The following is a 19,418-nucleotide window of genomic DNA, read 5'->3' as shown; positions in this document are numbered from 1 at the left end:
GCTTCTGGCGGACGGGCTCGAGCAGCATGAGCGCCACGTGCCCCAAGTACCGGGCAGCCACGCGGCAGACGGACGCTAGTTCCTGCTGAGCGTCCGCGTCACCCCGGCCACGATCGCGGTCGTCAGGACCCAGCCGATCGCGATCAGCGCGTACGCAAGGCCCTGTACGCCGCCCTGTGCCCAGTGCCAGTGGTCGCGCTGGCCCAGGCCGCCGATCGGGACCAGCAGATCGAGGGTGTAGACGACCGAATTGAACGGCGTGCCCTCGTCCTTCGTGTTCGCCACGGGGTGGTGCGCCGCGAACACGAGCGAGCCGATCAGCGTGAGCAGCGCCAGCCAGATCCCGGCGATCCACGGGCGGTAGCCGTATCCGACCGTGGAGTCGAGGAGCCAGCCCCAGGCCCGGCCCGCCGGGCCCAGAGTCGCCCGGCGGCGCCGCTCCCGGACGAGCAGCACGCGCCGTGCCTCGTCCTCGTGCCCGCATCTGCGGTAGTGGGAGGCGAGTTGCTCGTACGGCTGCGGAACGTAGACGGGCTGGTGGCGCAGCCACTCCAGCCGGTTCTCGACGTCCTCGCGCCGGGTGGGCGCCGTATCGCCGAGCCAGCCGTACGTCAGCCCGTCCAGGCCCAGTGTCTTCGGCCAGGTCGAGGGGTGGTCCTGGATGCGGTCCGCGTGCGCGGTGCGCAGGTTCACGCCGCCCGCGGGCCGGTACCGGAACCGGAGGTCGAGTGCCCCGGCCTGCATCCCCACGCACATCAACGACGTGCCGGAGCCGAGCAGTTCGGCATCGTCGAAGGTCAGCAGGTCCTCTATCCGCACGCTGCGCAGCCGTATCCTGCCGTCGGCCGTGAAACCCCGCGACAACCGTACGGTCGACGCCTTGAGCATGTCCCCGTGGAAGGCGAACGCGTCCGGCGAGCCCACCGTGATCCGCGCCCCGCGCATCCACAGCCCACCGGGCAACTCCGCCCCGGGGAAGCTGACTTCGCCTTCGGCGACGAATCCGTCCTCGCAGAACACCCCGCCCCGCATCACCAGGCCACCGGCATCCACCGCCATCCGGCCCGGCGCGATCAGCCGCGCCCCGTCGAGCCGCAGCGCTCCCGCGATGTCCGCGTGCACGAGTTCGAGAGCGTGCTGCCCGTCCCCGCCGATGGTGGAGCGGCGCAGGTCGAGTCGCCCGCCGAACCGTGCCGTCGGCGCCCGGAAGCCGGGCAGTGTGCAGTCGACGACGCTCACCCCGAGCGTCGTCGCGCCCTCCAGGCTGACGGCCTCGTCGAACCGGCACGCCTCGAACCGCAGGGACCGCCTGATCTCCGCCCCGTCCAGCAGCAACGCCCCGGTGATGCGGGCACCGCGCAGGATGTACGGCTCGGCTCCCGCGGCCTCGTCGAGGATCTCCCGCCGGACGCGTTCCGCGTCGACCGTCCGGTCGGGCTCAGACGACACGGGCGGTGCCGAACTCGGTCCAGGAGCCGGCCCCGTGCTCGAACCACGCGAGGGGGGCGGCGCCGTCGTGCGGTCGGCTTGCGGTGTTCATCACGCTCCAGGCGGTCCATCCGGCAGGGGTGCACTCTCTGCTGGAGACAGTGCCTGGGACCGCAGCATTCCACACCTCCGCGGAACCGGTCGGCGGTCACTGCCCCGGCGCGAGGATGTAGGTGTTGAGGCTGCCCACCGTGGTGAGCGGGCTCGGGGAGCCGAGGTCGTAGCGGTCCACGGCAAGGTAGTTGGGCTTCTTGCGGGCGGCGGGTGTGCAGAAGTTCTGTGCGCGGTTGAGGAGTTTGCCGTTGTCCGTCTGCGCGGTGGAGCCGATCGTGTAGTCGCGGAAGTGGTTCATCACGAACAGCGGGTGGAAGGCGGACGAGTCCGTGGTGAGGGGGCGGGTGTCCCAGCGGCTGTAGCACGACCAGTCCGAGGTGCCGATCCCGCCGCCCATGGACCAGTAGTTCTCCACGGTCCACTCGCGCTGGTACATCACCCCGAAGGTGTCGCGGGTGCTCCAGCCGCTCGCGGTGTCGCTCGCCCGGGTCCGGTCGCTGAAGATCAGCAGCTGCTTGCCGCGGGCGGCCAGGTCGGCCATCGTCGGCCAGCCCTTGGTGGCCACGCCCTCCTGGTCGGGCCGGTACAGCACGTCGGAGAGGCCGCTCACGGAGGCGAGGGAGGACTTCAGCACGTCGGAGGAGGCGTAGTCCTCCAGGAAGACGGTGGCGAACTGGCCCGGGTGGGCCTTGAGGAAGTCGACGATGCGCTGCAGGTCGGTGGCGAGCGGGACGGGGCTGCTGACGCCGTCGCAGCTGTTGTGGCAGAGGACGGCCTGCCCGCCCACGGTGTAGTCGTCGAGCATGAAGCCCCGCACGCCGTCGGACAGTTGCCTGCTGATGCCGTAGTTCTGGTTGGGGAACCAGCTGACCGGGAACGTGGCGAAGTTGCCGTCGACGCCGTTGGCGAAGGCGTTGTGCGCGGTCAGGAAGGTGACCTGGTCCAGGGTGCGGGTGTCAGCGGAGGGCATCGCCGTGGTGGCGTAGGTGACCGGGGTGAGGTACCAGCGGGCGAGGTCGCCCGCGGAGCCGAGTTGTACGGCGCCGGCGTCGGAGGCGGAGCCGGTGAGGTACTGCGAGGTGCCGGGGGCGGTGATCGCATACGTGCTGTCGGCACCGGCGGTGACCGTCCAGGTCGTGCCGTCCGCGCCGCAGGTGGCGGTGACCGCGGAGGTGCCGCTGCGGCCGAGGCAGGTGCCCGACTCGTCGGCGTTCTGCAGCTGGTAGCCACCGCCGACCGCGACCGGGGTCCACTGCTGGTGGTCCTCGTTGCCCTTGGGATTGTGCGCGGCGACCGTGCCGCCGGCGTCGGCGGCGTCGCGGCCGGTGGCGTAGTTCTGCAGGTAGACCGAGGAGGCGGGGACCGCCGCCGAGGCCGTGCCCGGCAGCAGAGCGGGCGTGGACAGGGCGAGGGCGGCGGAACAGCACAGGACGCGCAGGGGGCGCAGGCGCACGGGGGGTTCCCTTCACTCCGGCACGGGCGTGCCGACGATGACCGAGACATGACATATCCGGTGACACGTGCGCTACGCCAGATGCTGCGGGCAAGTTGCCGTGGGAATGCGGGCTTTTGACAACCTGTCCCTCATCTCGCCGCCTGCCATGTTTTACAGTGACTCTCACCTGACCTGGCACTTTAGGGACCTGCGAGGACACACGAGCCATGCCGACCGAAACGTTTGAGTTCCAAGTAGAGGCCCGTCAGCTGCTCCAGCTGATGATCCACTCGGTCTACTCGAACAAGGACGTCTTCCTGCGGGAACTCGTCTCCAACGCCTCCGACGCGCTCGACAAGCTGCGCCTGGCCGCGCTTAGGGACGACAGCCTCGACGTCGACACCTCCGACCTCCACATCGAGATCGAGCTCGATCCGGACGCCCGAACGCTCACCGTGCGGGACAACGGCATCGGGATGTCGTACGACGAGGTCGGCAACCTCATCGGCACCATCGCCAACTCCGGGACGGCCGCCTTCCTCAAGGAGCTGAAGGAGGCCCAGGACGCCGCCGGGGCCGAGGGGCTCATCGGACAGTTCGGCGTCGGCTTCTACTCCGGTTTCATGGTGGCCGACGAGATGACCCTGGTGACCCGGCGCGCCGGTGAGGCCGGCGGCACCCGCTGGTCCTCGCGCGGCGAGGGCACCTACACCCTGGAGGGCGTCGACGACGCACCGCAGGGAACCGCCGTCACCCTCCACCTCAAGCCGGCCGACTCCGAGAACCAGCTGCACGACTACACCTCCACCTGGAAGATCAAGGAGATCGTCAAGCGGTACTCGGACTTCATCACCTGGCCGATCCGGCTGGTCCCGCGGCCGGGCGGCGACGGCGAGGACACGCCCGAGCCCGAGACGCTGAACTCGATGAAGGCCCTGTGGGCCCGCTCGCGCGACGAGGTCTCCGACGACGAGTACCACGAGCTGTACAAGCACGTCAGCCACGACTGGCGCGACCCCCTGGAGACCATCCGCCTGCAGGCCGAGGGCACCTTCGAGTACCAGGCCCTGCTCTTCCTGCCGGCGCACGCCCCGCACGACCTGTTCACCCGGGACTTCCGGCGCGGCCTGCAGCTCTACGTCAAGCGTGTGCTGATCATGGACGACTGCGAGGCGCTGCTGCCGCCGTACCTCCGCTTCATCAAGGGCGTCGTCGACGCGCAGGACCTCTCGCTCAACGTCTCCCGCGAGATCCTCCAGCAGGACCGGCACATCCGGATGATCCAGCGCCGGCTGACCAAGAAGGTCCTGTCGTCGGTCAAGGAGATGAAGGCGGGCGACCCCGACAAGTACACGGCGTTCTGGCGGGAGTTCGGCGCCGTGCTCAAGGAGGGGCTGTTCGGCGACCCCGACAACCGCGACGCCCTGCTCGCGGTCGCGTCCTTCGCCAGCACGCACTCCGAGGACGGGGCGACCACCCTCCAGGAGTACGTGGAGCGGATGAAGGACGGCCAGAACGACATCTACTACATGACCGGCGAGTCCCGGCAGAGCCTCGAGAACTCCCCGCACATGGAGGCGTTCCGGGCGCGCGGCGTCGAGGTCCTGCTGCTCACCGACCCGGTCGACGAGGTGTGGGTCGACGCGGTGGGCGAGTTCGAGGGCAAGGCGCTGCGGTCCGTCGCCAAGGGTGAGATCGACCTCGACGTCCAGGGCGACGAACAGGCCGAGGCCGAGCGGGAGAAGCAGACCGAGGCCTACGCCGGTCTGCTGGGCTGGCTCAAGGAGCAGCTGGCCGAGGAGGTGAAGGACGTCCGCCTGTCGACGCGCCTGACCGTCTCCCCGGCCTGTGTCGTCTCCGACGCCCACGACCTGACTCCGGCGCTGGAGAACATGTACCGGGCCATGGGCCAGGAGGTCCCGCCCACCAAGCGGATCCTCGAGCTCAACGCCGAGCATCCGCTCGTGCAGGGCCTGAAGCAGGCGTACCAGGAGCGCGAGGACCACACCGAACTCGTGGAGACGGCCGAGCTGTTGCACGGGCTTGCCGTCCTCGCGGAGGGCGGCCAGCCCAAGGAACCCGCGCGTTTCGTGAAGCTGGTGGCGGAGCGGCTGGAGCGCGGCCTGCACTGACCGGGACCCCTCGCGCAGGCACTCGGCACGGCCGGTCCGTGCCGAGTGCCTGCCCAAAAGCAGGTACAGCTCGCGGGGGTCAGCCGGTCGTGCCGGTCACCGTGTTGCCCGTCTTGGTGAGGTGGTAGACCACCGTGGCTCCGCTCCAGAAGTGGGGGAGGTGAGCGTGACGCGGGCGTCGTCCTTGAGATGACGTCGATCCGCCACGGGACGCCTCGCGAAAACCTGGCCTGCAGTGTGGCGTTGGTCCCGTACGCGCGGTCGCCGGCGAGCTCGGTGAGTGCGGCGGCCGTCAGCGTGAGCCGGCTGCCGGCGAGCGTGTAGTCCTGGCCCTTGAGCAGGTTGCGGGAGCCGTACCGCAGTCCCTGGAAGTCGGTGCCGTTCGGGTTGAGGGTGAGGCTCCGGGCGCCGATGTGACCCGTCGCCCGAAGTGCCGCTGAACGTCGGCTCGTTGATGCTCTCGAACGCCGGCCGGGAGGGCGCGTCGCGGAACTCCGCCGCGATCTGGGTCCAGGTGGCGCTGTAGTGGGCGAGGACGGCGTCGTGGTCCGTGGCAAGGTTGCTGACCCACATCCACGAGTCGTGGTGCGTGTTGAGCAGCACGGAGCGGTTCTCGTCCAGCGCCCGGTCGACGATCTGCCGCACCTTCGCCAGCCAGGCCGGGTCGATCGTGTAGTCCGGGGCGGCGCCCTGGTGGATGCCCCAGGACGTCTCGTCGGGGATGGCGTCGTAGGTGTTGCCCAGGTTCCAGCCGGGCCGCATGGCCGCGACCGCGCTGCGGGCGGTGGCGGAGCCGGCCCGTGGCGGGTCGGCGGCCCGTGAGGTTGCGGGCATCTGATGGAAAGTTTCGCTATAAGCTGCGGAGAAATAAACATGAAGATGTGTCCGGGGCCACAGGTTCGCCAGTCAGAGATGTGAGAATGACGCGGCAACACCTGTACGACGCTCTTCAACCGGCTTTCGTGCCAGGCCCGCGTCGGGCGCGAACGGTTCCATGACCGGGAAGGCCACCTTGGCTGACAACGCAGCAGACGGGCCGGCGAATCGGCAGCACGAGGAGCGTGACGCCCCCAAGTCGGTCACGATCGCGTACATCGCCGAGTCGGCGGGGGTGTCCGTGCCGACCGTGTCCAAGGTGCTCAACGGAAAGTCGGGAGTGTCCGCCGGCACGCGCGCCCGGGTCGAGGAACTGATCAACCGCTACGGCTACCGCAAGCCCGCCGGTGCGGGCCGAAGCAAGGTCGTCGAGCTGGTGTTCCGCGAGCTCAGGGACATGTGGGCGGTCGAGATCATCCGGGGTGTGGAGCGGGTGGCGCGCCGGCACCGCGTCGGCGTCATGGTCTCCGAGTTCGGCCTGCACGACAGTGCGGCGCCCGCCTGGGACGACACGGTCGCCCGGCGCCCGAACTGCGTGCTGTCGGTGGCACAGCTCTCCGAGGCCGAACGCGAGCAACTGACCGCGAAGGGCATCCCGTTCGTCGTCTTCGACCCGATCGTGGAGCTGCCCGACGACGTCCCGTACGTGGGCGCCACCAACTGGTCCGGCGGCCGCGCCGCGACCCGCCACCTCGCCGAACTCGGCCACCGCCGCATCGCGATGATCAGCGGCCCCGAGGGACAGCTGTGCTGCTCCGCCCGGCTGGACGGGTACCGCTCGGCGATGCAGGCCGCGGGCCTGCCGGTCGATCCGGAGATCGTCGTCCATGCCGGCCTCACCCGCGACGACGGCTACGAGGCGGCGCGCACCCTGCTGGCCCTGCCCGAACGCCCGACGGCGATCTTCGCCGCCAACGACCTCCAGGCGCTCGGTGTCTACCAGGCGGCCCGCGAGGCCGGCCTGCGAATCCCGGACGACCTGAGCGTGGTCGGCTTCGACGATCTGCCGGTGGTGGCCTGGGTGGACCCGCCGCTGACCACCGTCCACCAGCCCCTGACCGAGATGGCGGTGGCGGCGACCGAGCTGGCGCTCACCCTCGGCCGCGGCGAGCCGGCACCCCAGGCGGGGCTGGAGATCGCGACGACCCTGACGGTCCGGGGGAGCACCGCTCCGTTGAAGTAGGACCATCCGAGGGTCGAAACTTTCGTATCTTTGCCACGACACTTGCCAAGTGCCTCCCGTCTCATGGACCGTGGTGCGCGTTTCCCGCCCGCTCGTCATCCTGCTGGAGGGCACATGCGCAGGCCGGTCCAAAGACACCGCGCCCGCCTGATCGGGCTTGTAGCAGCCGTACCGCTGGCCGCGGCGGGCTCCGTCACCGCCGCCACCCCGCCCGCGCAGGCCGCTGCAGCCGCGGTCACCGCCTCCGTGTCGGTGGACGCCGGCCGCACCCTGGCGAGCATCCCGGCCACCGGTGTCGGCATGAACGTCGCCGTCTACGACGGCAACATGAACCACCCCTCCGTTCCCGGGCTGCTCAAGGACGCCGGCGTCGGTATGGTCCGCTATCCGGGCGGCAGTTACGCCGACGGATACCACTGGCAGACGCACACCGTCGAGGGCGGATACGTCGCCCCGAACACCGACTTCGACACCTTCATGGGCACGGTGCGCGCCACCGGAGCACAGCCGATCATCACCGCCGACTACGGCTCGGGCAACCCCGAGGAGGCGGCCGGCTGGGTGCGGTACGCCAACGTGACCAAGGGCTACGGGGTGAAGTACTGGGAGATCGGCAACGAGGTCTACGGCAACGGCCTCTACGGCGCCACCTGGGAGACCGACCACCACGCCGGCAAGACCGCCACGACGTATGCGAACAACCTCGTGCAGTACGCCACCGCGATGAAGGCCGTGGACCCGACCATCAAGATCGGTGCCGTGCTGACCACCCCGGGATCCTGGCCCGACGGCATCACCGGACCCGGCGACACGATGGACTGGAACCACACGGTCCTCTCGATCGCCGGACCGAAGATCGACTTCGTGATCGTGCACCACTACCCGATCGGCAACAGCCAGGCCGACCTGCTGGGCAAACCCCAGGCGGAGATCCCCGGCATGGCAGCCGGCCTCCGGTCGCTGATCAACCAGTACGCCGGAAGCAACGCGCCCAACGTGGGCATCGCGGTGACCGAGGCCAACGCCGGCGCCTACAAGGACACTTCGCCGAACGGGCTGTTCGCGCCGGACGAGTATCTGACGTGGATGGAGAACGGCGCCTTCACCCTCGACTGGTGGAACCTGCACAACGGCACCGACTGCAGCCACGTGACCACCGTGGAGGGCGCCACCGACTACGACGACGGAGGGATCCTCTCCAGTGGCGCCTCCTGCGAACCGCCGCTGAACACGCCCTTCCCGCCCTACTACGGCGCCCGGATGATCACCATGCTGGGTGCGCCGGGCGACCGGCTGGTCCACGCCGCCAGCTCCACGGCGCTGCTGTCCGCGCACGCCGTGCGGCGCGCCAACGGTGACATGAGCGTCCTGCTCATCAACAAGGATCCCGCGAACGCCGCCACGGTGACGCTGTCCTACAGCGGGTTCACTCCGTCCTCGGCCACCCCGACCGTGTACTCGTACCTGAAGAACGCCACCTCGATCGGCTCCGCGGCCACCGGAAGCGCCACCCGCCAGACCGTGCCGGCCTACTCGATCGTGGTCGTACAACTCCACCGCAACGGCTGAGCCGGCGAATGCCGACCCAGTGAACACGGCCAGTGAACACGGCCAGTGAACCGCAGCCAGTGAACCAGTGAAAGGACTCGATCAGGGTGTCGAGCAGGCCCGAGACGGGCACCACCACCATCAACAACCCAGTCATCCCCGGCTTTCACCCCGATCCGAGCATCTGCCGGGTGGGCGAGGACTACTACCTCGCCTGTTCCAGCTTCGAGTACTTCCCCGGGGTACCCCTCTTCCACAGCCGGGACCTGGTGCACTGGACCCAGATCGGCAACGCGCTGGACCGGCCCGGCCAACTGCGCCTGCCGCCGGACTCGCGCTCCTCGGGCGGGATCTACGCACCCACCCTGCGCCACCACGACGGCCGCTTCTGGCTGATCGTCACCAACGTGAGCGCCGACGGCAACCTGCTGGTCACAGCCACCGACCCCGCCGGCCCCTGGTCCGATCCGGTCTTGCTGCCCGGGGTGCACGGCATCGACCCGGACCTCGCCTGGGACGAGGACGGCACCTGCTGGTGCACCGTAGCCGGGGTCTCTCAGATCCGCCTCGACCCGTACACCGGGGAGACCTTCGGACCCGCGCGCAAACTCTGGTCCGGGATGCCCGGCGCCAAGGCCCCCGAGGCGCCGCACCTGTACCGGATCGGCGACTACTGGTACCTGCTCATCGCCGAGGGCGGCACCGAGCGCTGCCACGGCGTCTCGATCGCCCGTGCCCGCACGCCCGACGGCCCCTTCGAGCCATGCCCGGCCAACCCGATCCTCACCCACCGCGGCACCGACCACCCCATCCAGAACACCGGCCACGCCGACCTGGTCCAGGCACCCGACGGCTCCTGGTGGATGGTGCTCCTCGGAGTACGGCCGGGCGGCGGCACCCCGGGTTGGCACGTGCTGGGCCGCGAGACGTTCCTGGCACCGGTGACCTGGGTGGACGACTGGCCGGTCGTCGGCGAACTGTCCCTCGACGCGCCGGTGCCCCCATGGCCGCTGCAGCCCGGTCCCGGCACGCCGGTCCGGGACGACTTCGACCTGAACGAACTGGCCCCGCACTGGGTGTCGTTGCGCCATCGCCCGGCGGAGGACTGCACCACCAAGGAACGGCCCGGTTGGCTGACCCTGCGCGCCCGCGGAGCCTCGCTCGACGCCACCGACGTGACGTTCGTCGGCCGGCGGCAGCAGCATCAGTCCTGCCGGGTGCGGACCCTTGTCGACGTGGGGGAGGGGCGCGGCGGCCTGGCCGTACGCCTCGACGAGCAGCACCACTACGACATCGAGGTGGCGTCCGGCGAGGTCCAAGTGCGCGCCCGCATCGGCCCGTTGAGCACGGTCGTGGCGTCCCGGCCGATACCGCCGGGGCCTGTGGTCCTCCGCGTCGAGGTGGCCGCCGTCGAGACGCTGAACGACGCGCGCACCGGCCCTGACACCGTCTCGATCGGCATCGAGGAACCGGACGGCAGCTTCGCCGAACTCGCCTCACTCGACGGCAAATACCTGTCCACGGAGGTCGCCGGCGGCTTCACCGGCCGCGTCCTCGGGATGTTCGCCTCAACCGGCTCCGTTCACTTCGACTGGTTCGATTACGAGCCGCTCGACCGCTGAAGGCAGCGTGCTGCGGCGCCCTTCATCCAGGACGCGGAGGTCAGCCGGCTGCGGCTTTCAACCCTGGGCACGCGCAACCGGGGGACGGATTCTCTCCCCCCCACGCGAGGGGTCAAAAAAGCAAAAGGCAAGGAGAGATCTCTCCTTGCCACTCTCAACTTATAGCGCACCAGGGGGCTTGCCGCAAGGCCCCGGTCACCGTGCAGAATCGTCGGCCGGTACCACAACCTGCGGAAACGGGGACAATCAGTGACCGAGCAGTACGTGCTGGACCTGCAAGACGTCGACGAGACACGGGTCGCGGTCGTCGGCGGCAAGGGCGCGCATCTGGGCGGGCTGTCGCGGATCGAAGGCATCCGCGTACCGGATGGATTCTGTGTGACGACCCACGCCTTCCGCCGGATCATGGCTCAGGCGCCGTCGATCGACGACCGGCTCGATGAGCTCGCGCGCACCGACCCGGACGACCGGGAGGCGATCCGCACGCTCAGCGCGCAGATCCGCCGCACCATCGAGGAGATCGCCGTCCCGGCCGATCTCGCGGCGGCGATCACCCGTGCGCTCGCCCGGCTCGGCGAGCGGGCCGCCTGCGCCGTCCGGTCCAGCGCGACGGCGGAGGACCTGCCGACGGCCTCGTTCGCCGGCCAGCAGGACACCTACCTCAACGTGGTGGGGCCGACGGCGATCCTGCAGCACGTCAGCCGGTGCTGGGCCTCGCTGTTCACCGAGCGGGCGGTGACCTACCGTCAGCGCAACGGCATCGACCACCGTACGGTCCTCATGGCCGTGGTGGTGCAGCGGATGGTCTTCCCGGATGCGGCCGGCATCCTGTTCACGGCCGACCCGGTCACGGGCAACCGGAAGGTCGCCACCGTGGACGCCGGCTTCGGGCTCGGCGAGGCCCTGGTCTCCGGCCTGGTGAACCCGGACGTCTTCAAGGTGCGAGGCGGCGAAGTCGTCGCCAGGACGATCGCCGCAAAGCAGCGCGCCGTCGAAGCCCTGCCCGCCGGCGGCACGCGGGAAGTGGCGGTCGACTCGCGTCGGCAGGAGCAGCCGGCGCTGACGGATGCGCAGGTCGTGCAACTGGTGCGGCTCGGGCGGCGGATCGAGGCGCACTTCGGCCGCCCGCAGGACATCGAATGGTGCCTGGTCGACGGCGACTTCCAGATCGTCCAGAGCCGGCCGATCACCACGCTGTTCCCCGTCCCCCGGCGAGACGACGAGGAGAACCACATCTATCTCTCCGTCGGCCATCAGCAGATGATGACCGACCCCATGAAGCCCCTGGGCATTTCGGTGTGGCAGCTGACGGCCATGGCGCCGATGCTCGAGGCCGGCGGGAGGCTGTTCGTCGACGCCACCCGGCGTTTGGCCTCGCCCGCGAGCCGTGAGGCCCTGCTGGAGCTTGTCGGCAGAGGCGATCCGCTGATCAGGGACGCCCTGGAAACCGTCCTGGACCGGGGCGATTTCCTCCCGTCGCTCCCCGACGCGAGTCCCGTCGTATCGCCTGCCGGCGGGGCGTCCGCCCCGACCGAGGCCGATCCGGCCATCGTCGCCGAACTGATCGAGCGCAGCCGGGCGTCCATCTCCGCCCTGGAGCGAGACATCCGTACCAGGAACGGACCGGCGCTGTTCGACTTCCTGCTGGAGGCCTTCGAGGAGCACAAGCGAGTCCTCAGCGAGCCGCTGAACATGCAGGCGATCATGGCGGGGATGGAGGCCACGTGGTGGCTCAACGACAGGCTGGAGGAATGGCTGGGCGAGAAGAACGCGGCCGACACGCTCACGCTGTCCGCCCCCGACAACGTCACCTCGGAGATGGGACTGGCACTGCTCGACGTCGCCGACGTGATCCGCCCGCACCCGGAGGTGGTTGCGTTCCTCCAGGGCGTCGAGGACGACGGCTTCCTGGACGAACTGGGGAAGCTCGCGGGCGGGGCCGAAGCGCGCGACGCCATCGAGGCCTATCTGGACCGGTACGGCATGCGCTGCGTCGGGGAGATCGACATCACGAGGCCGCGCTGGCGCGAGCGCCCCAGCACGCTCGTGCCCGTGATCCTCGACAACGTCAGGAACTTCGAACCGGGCGCCGCCGAGCGACGCTTCGAGCAGGGACGGCAGAAGGCGCGACAGAAGGAACAGGAGGTGCTGTCGCGCCTGCGGGCCCTGCCGGACGGGGAGCGGAAGGCCGACGAGACCAAGCGGATGATCGACCAGGTCCGAGCCTTCATCGGATACCGGGAGTACCCGAAGTACGGCATCATCAGCCGCTACTTCCTCTACAAGCAGGCCCTGCTGGCGGAGGCCGAGCGGCTCGTGCAGGCGGGCGTGCTCCCTGAGCAGGAGGACATCTTCTACCTCACGTTCCACGAACTCCACGACGTCGTGCGTTCGCACCAGGTGGATGACCGGCTCATCCAGCAGCGCAAGGACGCGTTCCGGTCCTACCAGGCGCTCACACCGCCGCGGGTGCTCACCTCGGACGGTGAGGCCGTCACCGGGGCCTACCGGCGCGACGACGTGCCGGCCGGCGCCCTGATCGGTCTGCCGGTGTCCGCCGGGACCGTCGAGGGAAGGGCCCGCGTCATCCTGGACATGGCGCAGGCCGAACTCCGAGCGGGCGACATCCTGGTCACACCCTTCACGGACCCCAGCTGGTCACCGCTGTTCGTCGGGATCGCGGGACTGGTGACGGAGGTGGGCGGCCTGATGACCCATGGTGCGGTGATCGCCCGCGAGTACGGCTTGCCGGCCGTCGTCGGCGTGGAGCAGGCCACGCGCCTGATCCGGGACGGACAGCGGATCCGCGTGCACGGAACCGACGGGTACATCGAGATCCTGTCTTGATGCTCCCTCAGCCGGTGTGAAGGATCCGGAAGCGATCGGGCTGCCCCGGATCCCGGTCGACGACCTGGATGGGGGGCTCGGCCCATTGCCATACGCCGATGCCCGGCGTGCGGGAGAAGCGGATCAGCCCGCGGGTGCCCTCGACCGCCACACGCGGCCAGGACTCGGCCGAGCACTTTCTGAGCGACTCCGCTGTGAGACCTGAGCGTGTTGCGTGCTGCCGCTCAGCGCCTCGTCTCGTACCTGGTCAGGACCACGCCGCCGGGAAACGTCCGTGTCTCCACCAGGTTCAGGTTCACCCAGCTGTCCAGCGCGGTGAAGAACGGCGTGCCGCCGCCCACCAGCACCGGATGGGTGGCGATCGCGTACTCGTCGATCAGCCCGGCGCGCATGGCCGCCCCGGCGAGTGTCGCGCCGCCGATGTCCATGGGGCCGCCGTCCTCGGCCTTGAGCCGGGTGATCTCGGCGATCGCGTCGCCGGTGACCAGGCGGGTGTTCCAGTCGACCTTGTCGATCGTCGAGGAGAACACCACTTTGGGCGTGTCCCGCCAGTTCCGCGCGAACTCGATCTCCGCCGGGGTGGCGCCCGGCTGCTGGTCGCCGGTCGGCCAGTAGGAGCTCATCGTCTCCCACAGCTTGCGCCCATACAGCGTCAGGCCACTCGCCTGCTCGTGGGCGAGCCACCACTGGAACAGCTCGTCGCTCGGCGGTCCGCTCCAGCCGATGTCGTCGCCGGCCGCGGCGATGTAGCCGTCCAGGGACAGGTTCATGCCGTAGATCAGTTTCCGCATGTCCCAGCCTTCCGTCTGTGGGTGTCCGGTGTATGGACCGGCGCGGCGCGGGAAACTCATCGGTGCGCCATCCGATCTCGCCGGTAGTCCTCGTGCCCGGGGCTCAGCGTGGTGCACTCGGCCGACACGGGCAACCGCCGTTGCGCCGACGCCGGCCCGGCGCCGATCGGACGGCAAGCGAGGACCACGGCGGCGCTACCCTGCCGTGTCATGCAGCAGACGCGCCTCGACATTGCTCGGATCAGGGCCGCCCGCCGGATGATCGACCCCGGTTTTCTCGACACTCCGCTGTACCGCTGCGAGGCGCTGGAGCCCGGCCTCGGCTGCGCGGTGAGCATCAAACTCGGAACGGCGAACCCGGTCCGCAGCTTCAAGGCCCGCGGCACCGAGGTGGTCGCGAGCCTGCTCGCCGGCAAGGGCTCGCGCGCCGTGGTGTGCGCAAGCGCGGGCAACCTCGGCCAGGCCCTCGCCTGGTCCGGTCGCGGCCGCGGGCTCGACGTCACCGTCGTGGCCTCCCGCTTCGCGACCGCGGCCAAGCTCGATCGCATCCGCGCCCTGGGTGCCACGCTGGAACTCGTGGACGGCGACCACGAGTTGGCCCGTGAACGGGCGGCGGCCATCGCGCGCCACGACGGCATCCGGCTGCTCGAGGACAGCCTGGATCTCGAGACCTGCGAGGGCGCGGCGACCATCGGCCTGGAACTGGTGGAGGCGATGCCGTCGTTCGACGCCGTCCTGATCGCTCTCGGCGGCGGGGCACTGGCCACCGGTGTGGGGCATGTGGTGAAGGCCCTGGCGCCCGCAGCCGAGGTGATCTGCGTTCAGCCGCTGGGCGCACCGGCGATGACACGTTCGTGGCGCAGCAGGCGCGTCGTCACCACGGAGTCGGCCGACACCATCGCCGACGGCGTCGCCGGCCGGTATCCCATCCCGGTCGTCCTGGACGACCTGCTGCTGGTCGCCGACGACGCCGTCCTGGTCCAGGAGGCGTCGATCATCGCCGGAATGCGGATGCTCTTCGACCACGCCGGCCTGGTCGTCGAACCGTCGGCCGCACTCGGCATCGCGGCCGTCCTCGAAGACCGTGACCGCTTCGCCGGCCGCCATGTGGTCACCATCGTGTGCGGCAGCAACGTCGACGTGGAGGCCTATCAGGGCTGGATCGGTACGGCGTCCCTGTCTCCCCGGCGTCACGCTCCCTGAGGGAGAAACGGGGCGGCCTCTGCCGGGCCGTACGACCCGGCAGACACCGCCCCCTCACAGCTCCGCGCCGCTAGCTGCGCCGTCCCGCAGGATCGTGCGCGACCGAGTTCCGGCCCTGTCCGGCGGCCGGGGCGGAACCGTTGGGTCCGGTGGCCGTGTCCGCCGCGGCCTCCGCCCGGTCCCCGTGGCCCGGCCACCACGCCGCGTGGCCGATGAGCGCGGTGAGACTCGGGGTGAAGAACATCGCCATCACGAAGGCGGCGACCGCGATGCCGAAGGACACCGCGAAACCCATCTCCGTGAGCAGCGCGTTGCCCGCCAGCATCATCGTGGCGAAGGTCGCGGCCAGGATGAAGCCAGCGGCGGCCACCGTCGGCCCGGCGTGCCGGAGCGCCATGCCGGCCGCCTCACGCGGGTCGCGGCCCTCCCTGGCCTCCTCGCGCAGCCGGGCGATCATGAGGATGTTGTAGTCGGTGCCGATGGCGACCACGAAGAGATACATGATCACCGGGAGCATGAACATCAGACCGGAGTGGCCCTGCCCCTCCTGGAAGATCCACACCGTGGCGCCGAGGGTCGCGCCGAAGCCCAGCCCCACGGAGGCGATCAGATACCAGGGGGCGACCACGCTGCGCAGCAGCAGCCCCAGGATGACCATGATCAGGGCGGCTGCGACGGGGAAGACCGTCCGGTAGTCGTGGTTGACCGCGGTGTTGATGTCCTTGAAGATCGAGGACATGCCGCCGACGAGGGCCTCGGTGCCGTCGGGAGCGTCGGCGTGCGCGACGTCGCGCACCTTGCCCACGGCGTCGATCGCCTTGTCCGTCGAGGCCTCGTACTTGAGCGTGACGGTGAAGTCGGCGGTCGTGCCGTCCTTGCTCACCTGGGACAACCGGGCGCTCGCCACACCGTCCACGGCCCCGAGCTTCGACGCGTACGCCGTGAAGCCGGCCTTGTCGAGCGGCTTGCCGTCGGTGCTGGACAGATAGACGTCGGTCGGAGCGGCGGCGCCCGCCGAGTACGCCTTCTGCATCTCGTCCTGGACGACCATGGACTCCTTGGTCTTGGGCATCGAGCCCGACGCCAGGTCGAACGTGGCCTTGTAACCGAACGTCCCGAGCGACAGCGCGATCAGGACCAGGCCGGATGCCACCGCGGTGAGCGCCGGGCGGCGCTGCACACCCCGGCCGAGGGCGGCGAACCGGGCGTTGTCCGGCTCGCGCTGCCAGGACTTCGAGGGCCAGAAGACCTTCGGCCCGATGAGCGACACCACGGCCGGGATCAGGGTCAGGCCCGCGACCAGGGTGGCGGCGACCGCGATGGCGAGCGCCGGGCCCATCTGCTTGAGGAAGCCCAGCGTCGACAGTGCCAGCGCGAGGAAGGCGATGACGACCGCCCCGGCCGCCGAGGCGATGGCCTCGCCGACCCGGGCGACCGCGTTGACCATGGCCTGCTTGGGTTCGTCGCCCGCGCGCAGGCGTTCCCGGTAGCGGAACATCAGGAACAGGAAGTAGTCCGTGCCCACGCCGAACAGGACGACGATCAGGATCGACGAGATCGAGCTGTTGGCCTGCAGGTCGAACAGTTTTGTGGCGTACGCGATCAGTCCGTTGGCGATCGCCGACACCAGGCCGATCAGGATCAGGGGGAGTACGGCCAGGATCGGCGCCCGGAAGATGATCAGCAGGGTCACCAGAATGATCACGAAGGTGCCGATGCCGATCAGGGCCCGACCGCGTTGGGATGAATCCTGCTGGTCGAGGGCCTGCGCGGCGGAGCCGCCGAGCTTGACGTCAAGATGCGTGCCCTCGGCCAGCGCCTTGACGTCCTCACGTAACACCTTGGCCGCGTCGGCCTGTTTGGGCTGACCGGCGTTCTTGCTGTCCATCTGCACCAGGGTCAGGTCATACCTGCCGTCCTTGGACGGCTGGCCGGGGACGACCTTCTGCACCTGGTCGATGTGCTTCCTGCCCAGTTCGGTGGTGATCCGGGCGACATCCTGCTTGTCCTGGGCGGTCAGTGTGCCGCCGTCGGTGCGCTGGTACAGCGCGATCGCGGACGGGGTGAAGGCGCTGGGGAACGCCCTCTCCTGGAGATCCGCCGCTTTGATCGACTCGTAACTCTTCGGCAGAAAGCTGCTCTCGTCACTGTTCGAGGGCAGGCTCGGTGCGGTGGCGACGATCGCCACCGCCGCGATCAGCCATGCCACGATCGTCCAGACGGGATGTCGGACGACCGTGGTGCCAATACGTCGGAACATGCGGAAGGTCCTCCTGGATAGGAAGATCACCGCAGCCCGGGGAGCGGTCCCTGGCATCGGCGACCCCGACCGGCCCGCGTCCAACGAGCCGGTCGAATGGTTGTCTTGGGCTCTTATGGTAGTGATCGGACCGCAGCGGCCCCTCAGGGGGCGATGGTCGCGAGTCGGCCAATGCCCCACGTTTCTCGGCCGGTTGTCCGTCCGAGCGCTTGTCCCCGCCGCTCAGACCTCCACGGACTCCAGCGGAAACGTCGGCTACAGCTCCGGTTCCTGGTCCGGCCGCGGACCGCTTCCCGCGCTGTGCGCCGACCTGCTGGGCCGGCACCCGGCCGTCCTCGCCTTCCTCGGCGAGCAATCACTTCCGCCCGGCGGCCGCGCTCACCTCACGGCCGCACCGAACCACTGGGGCAGCCGCCTGAGCAGCTCCCGCTGATCCTCACCGACCCACGCCACATGACCGTCCGGCCGCAGCAGGACCGCGGGCACCGCAGGCTCCGCGCCGAAGTCGACGACATGGTCGACCCGGTCCGCCCAGCCCGCCACCGAGAGCCGGCCGGTCCGGTCGAGCAGCAGTCCGCGGCCGCCGTGCATCAACTCGTAGAGGCGCCCCCGCCGCAGGCTCCGCGCCGAAGTCGACGACATGGTCGACCCGGTCCGCCCAGCCCGCCACGGAGAGCCGGCCGGTCCGGTCGAGCAGCAGTCCGCGGCCGCCGTGCATCAACTCGTAGAGGCGCCCCCGCCGCAGCTGTACGTCCCGCATGCGCCGGCCGAGCAGTTCGTGGCCCTCGCCGAAGTCGTAGCGGATCCCGATCGCGGTGATCTTCTCGATCAGGTACCGGTTCACCTCCTCGAAGTCCATCAGCTGCGACAGCAGCCGGCGCACCGCCTGCGGGCCGGGCTCGGTGGACATCAGCTCCATCTGTGCGCGGGTGCTGTCCAGTACGTCGGCGGCCACCGGGTGGCGTTCGGCGTGGTAGCTGTCCAGCAGTCCGTCCGGTGCCCAGCCGCCCACCTCGGCGGCCAGTTTCCAGCCGAGGTTGAAGGCGTCCTGGATGCCGAGGTTGAGCCCCTGGCCGCCGGTCGGCGGATGGATGTGCGCCGCGTCGCCCGCCAGCAGCACCTGGCCCACCCGGTAGCGCTCGGCCTGCCGGGTGGCGTCGCCGAAGAGGGAGAGCCGGCGCGGGGAATGCACCCCGAAGTCCGTGCCGGCGACCGCCCGCAGCCGTTGCTTGAACTCCTCGAAGGTCGGCGCGAGCCTCCGGTCCGCGGCCACCCCCTCGGCGGGCACGACGACGCGGAACACCCCCTCCCCGAAGGGCGCGACGCCGAACCGCTTCTGCGTCTTGCGGACTTCGGCCACCACGGCGGCCACTTCCTCCGCCGGAGCGCCCACCCCCATCTCACCCAGCAGCGTCTCGACCCTGCTGGGCTCGCCCGGGAAGCCGACACCGAGCAGCTTCCGCACCGTGCTGCGGCCGCCGTCGCAGCCGACGAGGTACCGCGAACGCAGCCGCGCGCCGTCGGCCAGCTCAGCGGTCACCCCGCCCTCGTCCTGGCTCAGCCCGACCAGCTCCCGGCCGCGCCGGATCTCGGCGCCGAGCTCGACCGCACGCTCAGCCAGCAGACGATCGGTGGTGGGCTGCGGAATGCCCAGGACGTAGGCGTGCGCGGAGTCCAGCCGCGCCGGCAAGGGCTTGTCGATGGCGGCGAAGAACCCGCCGACCTTGTCGTGCCGCCGACCGTGCGCGAGGAACCGCTCCAGCAGCCCGCGCTGGTCCAGCACCTCGATGCTGCGCACATGCAGACCGAGCGCCCGTACATACGGGGTCGGCTCCGGCTCCCTCTCCAGCACGACCACGTGCACGCCGTGCAGACGCAACTCGGCTGCCAGCATCAACCCGGTCGGCCCGCCCCCGGCAAGGATCACGTCGATCATGAATCCCCCTGTGCGCTGTCAATGGAAGGCGCAAGGAGTGAAT

Annotated in this window: 12 protein-coding genes and 4 pseudogenes; 7 read left to right on the top strand and 9 right to left on the bottom strand. The window is 69.9% G+C overall.

Features of this window, described 5'->3' with window-relative positions; translation table 11 throughout:
* Nucleotides 1–75: 75 nt before the first annotated feature.
* Nucleotides 76–1,449, bottom strand: coding sequence for a pentapeptide repeat-containing protein (locus tag ACFY1U_RS10525; protein ID WP_390693722.1), 1,374 nt, complete (start codon nt 1,447–1,449; stop codon nt 76–78).
* 187 nt (nt 1,450–1,636) lie between these two features.
* Nucleotides 1,637–2,989: an RICIN domain-containing protein gene (locus tag ACFY1U_RS10520; protein ID WP_390694498.1), complete on the bottom strand. Its 1,353-nt coding sequence runs from the start codon at nt 2,987–2,989 to the stop codon at nt 1,637–1,639.
* Nucleotides 2,990–3,204: 215 nt separating this feature from the next.
* Between ACFY1U_RS10520 and htpG the strand changes: the two genes are divergently transcribed.
* Nucleotides 3,205–5,109 (top strand): molecular chaperone HtpG, encoded by a 1,905-nt coding sequence (gene htpG / locus ACFY1U_RS10515; protein WP_390693721.1) that lies wholly within the window; start codon nt 3,205–3,207, stop codon nt 5,107–5,109.
* 79 nt (nt 5,110–5,188) lie between these two features.
* Here the strand turns inward: htpG and ACFY1U_RS10510 are convergent, their stop codons facing one another.
* From ACFY1U_RS10510 to ACFY1U_RS10500, 3 genes and pseudogenes are all read right to left on the bottom strand, one after another.
* Complete coding sequence (locus ACFY1U_RS10510; RefSeq protein ID WP_390694497.1) at nt 5,189–5,242, bottom strand: hypothetical protein; 54 nt, start codon at nt 5,240–5,242, stop codon at nt 5,189–5,191.
* Nucleotides 5,243–5,360: 118 nt separating this feature from the next.
* Nucleotides 5,361–5,666, bottom strand: a pseudogene (locus tag ACFY1U_RS10505) (X2-like carbohydrate binding domain-containing protein); the annotation flags it as partial.
* Nucleotides 5,599–5,871: pseudogene (locus ACFY1U_RS10500) on the bottom strand (cellulase family glycosylhydrolase); the annotation flags it as partial. The pseudogenes ACFY1U_RS10500 and ACFY1U_RS10505, both read right to left, overlap by 68 nt.
* Before the next feature lie 232 nt (nt 5,872–6,103).
* Between ACFY1U_RS10500 and ACFY1U_RS10495 the strand changes: the two are divergent.
* The 4 genes from ACFY1U_RS10495 to rph all read left to right on the top strand — a co-directional run bounded on the left by ACFY1U_RS10495 (nt 6,104) and on the right by rph (nt 13,185).
* Nucleotides 6,104–7,168: a LacI family DNA-binding transcriptional regulator gene (locus tag ACFY1U_RS10495; RefSeq protein ID WP_390693720.1), complete on the top strand. Its 1,065-nt coding sequence runs from the start codon at nt 6,104–6,106 to the stop codon at nt 7,166–7,168.
* 114 nt (nt 7,169–7,282) lie between these two features.
* Nucleotides 7,283–8,737, top strand: a complete 1,455-nt coding sequence (locus ACFY1U_RS10490; RefSeq protein WP_390693719.1) for a cellulose-binding protein — start codon at nt 7,283–7,285, stop codon at nt 8,735–8,737.
* A gap of 86 nt (nt 8,738–8,823) precedes the next feature.
* Nucleotides 8,824–10,338 carry a glycoside hydrolase family 43 protein gene (locus tag ACFY1U_RS10485; protein WP_390693717.1) on the top strand — a complete coding sequence of 505 codons (1,515 nt, stop codon included), beginning with the start codon at nt 8,824–8,826 and terminating at the stop codon, nt 10,336–10,338.
* A 249-nt stretch (nt 10,339–10,587) separates the two neighbouring features.
* Nucleotides 10,588–13,185, top strand: coding sequence for a rifamycin-inactivating phosphotransferase (gene rph / locus ACFY1U_RS10480; protein WP_390693716.1), 2,598 nt, complete (start codon nt 10,588–10,590; stop codon nt 13,183–13,185).
* 7 nt (nt 13,186–13,192) lie between these two features.
* On the opposite strand, the pseudogene ACFY1U_RS10475 reads toward rph, so the two are convergent.
* Both ACFY1U_RS10475 and ACFY1U_RS10470 read right to left on the bottom strand, forming a co-directional pair.
* Nucleotides 13,193–13,366, bottom strand: a pseudogene (locus ACFY1U_RS10475) (amino acid ABC transporter substrate-binding protein); the annotation flags it as partial.
* Between the two features lie 43 nt (nt 13,367–13,409).
* Nucleotides 13,410–13,976 (bottom strand): dihydrofolate reductase family protein, encoded by a 567-nt coding sequence (locus ACFY1U_RS10470; RefSeq protein ID WP_390693715.1) that lies wholly within the window; start codon nt 13,974–13,976, stop codon nt 13,410–13,412.
* Nucleotides 13,977–14,186: 210 nt separating this feature from the next.
* On the opposite strand from ACFY1U_RS10470, the gene ACFY1U_RS10465 reads away from it, so the two are divergent.
* Nucleotides 14,187–15,179: a threonine/serine dehydratase gene (locus tag ACFY1U_RS10465; protein WP_390693714.1), complete on the top strand. Its 993-nt coding sequence runs from the start codon at nt 14,187–14,189 to the stop codon at nt 15,177–15,179.
* Between the two features lie 70 nt (nt 15,180–15,249).
* On the opposite strand, the gene ACFY1U_RS10460 is transcribed toward ACFY1U_RS10465, so the two are convergent.
* Nucleotides 15,250–17,439, bottom strand: coding sequence for an MMPL family transporter (locus ACFY1U_RS10460; protein ID WP_390693712.1), 2,190 nt, complete (start codon nt 17,437–17,439; stop codon nt 15,250–15,252).
* A 193-nt stretch (nt 17,440–17,632) separates the two neighbouring features.
* Between ACFY1U_RS10460 and ACFY1U_RS10455 the strand changes: the two genes are divergently transcribed.
* Complete coding sequence (locus ACFY1U_RS10455) at nt 17,633–17,872, top strand: hypothetical protein (RefSeq protein WP_390694537.1); 240 nt, start codon at nt 17,633–17,635, stop codon at nt 17,870–17,872.
* On the opposite strand, the pseudogene rox reads toward ACFY1U_RS10455, so the two are convergent.
* Nucleotides 17,818–19,375: pseudogene (gene rox, locus ACFY1U_RS10450) on the bottom strand (rifampin monooxygenase). The gene ACFY1U_RS10455 and the pseudogene rox overlap by 55 nt on opposite strands.
* Nucleotides 19,376–19,418 lie beyond the last annotated feature (43 nt).

The sequence above is a fragment of the Streptomyces sp. NPDC001351 genome (genome assembly GCF_042896045.1).
In the GTDB taxonomy this organism is placed as follows: Bacteria; Actinomycetota; Actinomycetes; order Streptomycetales; family Streptomycetaceae; genus Streptomyces.
This window is presented reverse-complemented; position numbering and strand designations above follow the sequence as displayed.

Excerpts from the sequence above, each read along its gene's own strand:
- ACFY1U_RS10490 (WP_390693719.1), top strand. The coding sequence starts at position 7,283 with ATGCGCAGGCCGGTCCAAAGACACCGCGCCCGCCTGATCGGGCTTGTA.
- ACFY1U_RS10460 (WP_390693712.1), bottom strand. The coding sequence starts at position 17,439 with ATGTTCCGACGTATTGGCACCACGGTCGTCCGACATCCCGTCTGGACG.
- ACFY1U_RS10465 (WP_390693714.1), top strand. The coding sequence starts at position 14,187 with ATGCAGCAGACGCGCCTCGACATTGCTCGGATCAGGGCCGCCCGCCGG.
- htpG (WP_390693721.1), top strand. The coding sequence starts at position 3,205 with ATGCCGACCGAAACGTTTGAGTTCCAAGTAGAGGCCCGTCAGCTGCTC.
- ACFY1U_RS10495 (WP_390693720.1), top strand. The coding sequence starts at position 6,104 with ATGACCGGGAAGGCCACCTTGGCTGACAACGCAGCAGACGGGCCGGCG.
- ACFY1U_RS10470 (WP_390693715.1), bottom strand. The coding sequence starts at position 13,976 with ATGCGGAAACTGATCTACGGCATGAACCTGTCCCTGGACGGCTACATC.